At 63.0% G+C, this 2,451-nt stretch carries 1 protein-coding gene and 1 pseudogene; both read left to right on the forward strand.

Features of this window, described 5'->3' with window-relative positions; genetic code table 11:
- On the forward strand, positions 1-2,219 hold a 2,219-nt coding region (locus QT222_RS02365), incomplete at its 5' end, for a ribonucleoside-diphosphate reductase subunit alpha (protein ID WP_491476183.1).
- A gap of 96 nt (positions 2,220-2,315) precedes the next feature.
- Positions 2,316-2,451: pseudogene (locus QT222_RS02370) on the forward strand (ribonucleotide-diphosphate reductase subunit beta); the annotation flags it as partial.

A 2,451-nucleotide genomic window follows, 5' to 3' on the forward strand; every position in this document is an offset into this window, starting at 1 on the left:
ACTTCGAGGAAGTCGTCGGCTCGCGCCCGGACGACGAGAACCGCGACGAAGTCTATCGCGAGACGTTCGTCGAGAACATCCGCTTCGGCGTCGAGACCGACCTGCTCGACGAGCGGATGCTCATCTACGACCTCGACGACCTCGCCGCGGAACTCGCGCTCGACCGCGACGACCTGTTCGACTACACCGCGGTCGATACGCTCTATCAGCGCTACTTCCTCCGGACCGCCGACGAAGAACGACTCGAACTCCCGCAGGCCTTCTTGATGCGGGTTGCGATGGGTATCGCCCTCCGCGAAGACGTGGCCGACCGACAGGAACGCGCCAAGGAGTTCTACCACCTGCTTTCGACGCTTCGGTTCCTCTTTTCGACGCCGACGCTCTTCCACGCGGGAACGACGCACCCGCAACTCTCGTCGTGTTACCTCACGACCGTCGAAGACGACCTCGACGATATCTTCGACTCCTACAAGGCCCACGCGAAGCTCTCGAAGTGGTCCGGCGGTCTCGGCAACGACTGGACGAACATCCGCGCCGCTGGCTCGCTCATCTCTTCGACCGGCGTCGAATCGACCGGAACCGTGCCGTTCCTCAAGATTTCCAACGACGTGACGTCGGCTATCAACCGCTCGGGCAAGCGTCGCGGGGCGGCGGCCGCCTACCTCGCCTGCTGGCACATAGACTTCCCGGACTTCCTCGACCTCAAGCGCAACACCGGCGACGAGCGCCGCCGGACGCACGACATGAACACGGCGGCGTGGGTGCCGGACCTGTTCATGAAGCGCGTCGAAGCCGACGAATCGTGGACGCTCTTTTCGCCCGACGAGGTTCGGGACCTCCACGAGACCTACGGCTCCGAGTTCGAAGCGCGATACGAGGAGTACGAACAACTGGCCGAGGAGGGAGAAATCGACCAGTTCGAGCGCGTCGAAGCCGCCGACCTCTGGCGGACGATGCTCACGCGCCTGTTCGAGACGGGCCACCCGTGGATTACGTTCAAAGACCCCTGTAACGTCCGCTCACCGCAGGACCACGTCGGCACGGTCCACTCGTCGAATCTCTGTACCGAAATCACGCTCAACACCTCCTCTGAGGAGACGGCCGTCTGCAACCTCGGCTCTATCAACCTCTCGCAGCACGTCGCCGCCGACGGTGACGGCTTCGACCGCGAGAAACTCGCCGAGACCGCGGAGACGGCGATGCGCATGCTCGACAACGTGGTCGACCTCAACTTCTACCCGACCGACCGCGCCGAGCGCTCGAACATGCGCCACCGCCCCGTCGGTCTCGGCATGATGGGTTTCCACGACGCGCTCGTCGAGCTGGGCGTGCCCATGGCGTCGGCCGACGCCGTCGATGTCGCGTCCGACGCGGCCGAACTGCTCGCGTACCACGCGATTCTCGGCTCCTCGAAGCTCGCCGCCGAACGCGGCACCTACGAGACCTACGCGGGGTCGAAGTGGGATCGCGGTCTCCTCCCGCAGGACACCGTCGACCTTCTCGAATCCGAGCGCGGCCGCGAGATTCCTCTCGACCGGACCGAGACGCTCGATTGGGAGCGCGTCCGCGAACACGTGGCCGAACACGGAATGCGCAACTCCAACACGATGGCCGTCGCGCCGACCGCGACGATTTCGACCATCGCGGGCACGACTCCCTCTATCGAACCGCGCTACTCCAATCTCTACGTCAAATCGAACATGTCTGGCGACTTCACGGTCGTCAACGAACACCTCGTCTCGGACCTCGAAGCCGAGGGACTGTGGGACGCACAGATGCGCGACCTCTTGACGTACCACGACGGCTCTGTCGCCGATATCGAGGCGATTCCCGAAGAGATACGTGAACTCCACCGCGGCGCGTTCGAAATCGACCCCCGACACCTCCTGCACCTCACCGCACAGCGCGCCGTCTGGATAGACCAGAGCCAGTCGCACAACGTCTTCTTCCCGAGCACCGACGGCGAACTCCTGAACGAGGTCTACCGAACTGCATGGAAACTCGGTCTGAAGACGACCTACTACCTCCGCACGCTCGGAGCCTCACAAATCGAGAAGTCCACGCTCGACACGAGCGAGTACGACGACACGCAGTTCCGCAACTCCTCCGCCACCGACGACGAGGACGTACCCGACAAATCACCCGAAGAAGTCGCAGACGGCGGACGTTCCTGTGACCTCCCAAGCGTCGAGGACCCAACCTGTGACGCCTGTCAGTAACGATGTGACGACGACCAACGCGACGACTGAATCGCCAGCAGACCAGTCACAGACGATACGAAACCCGTCGCAGACACCCCCAAACCATCGAGGCCGATAGTCAATAACGACACCCAACACGACCCGAACAAGAAACAGCCCATCGACTACGACTGGGCCCGTGAGTACTACAAACAAGGCGACGCCAACAACTGGGTTCCCGCGGAAGATCACATCCGCGACAACGCACGGA

The organism is Haloferax sp. s1 (genome assembly GCF_058382125.1).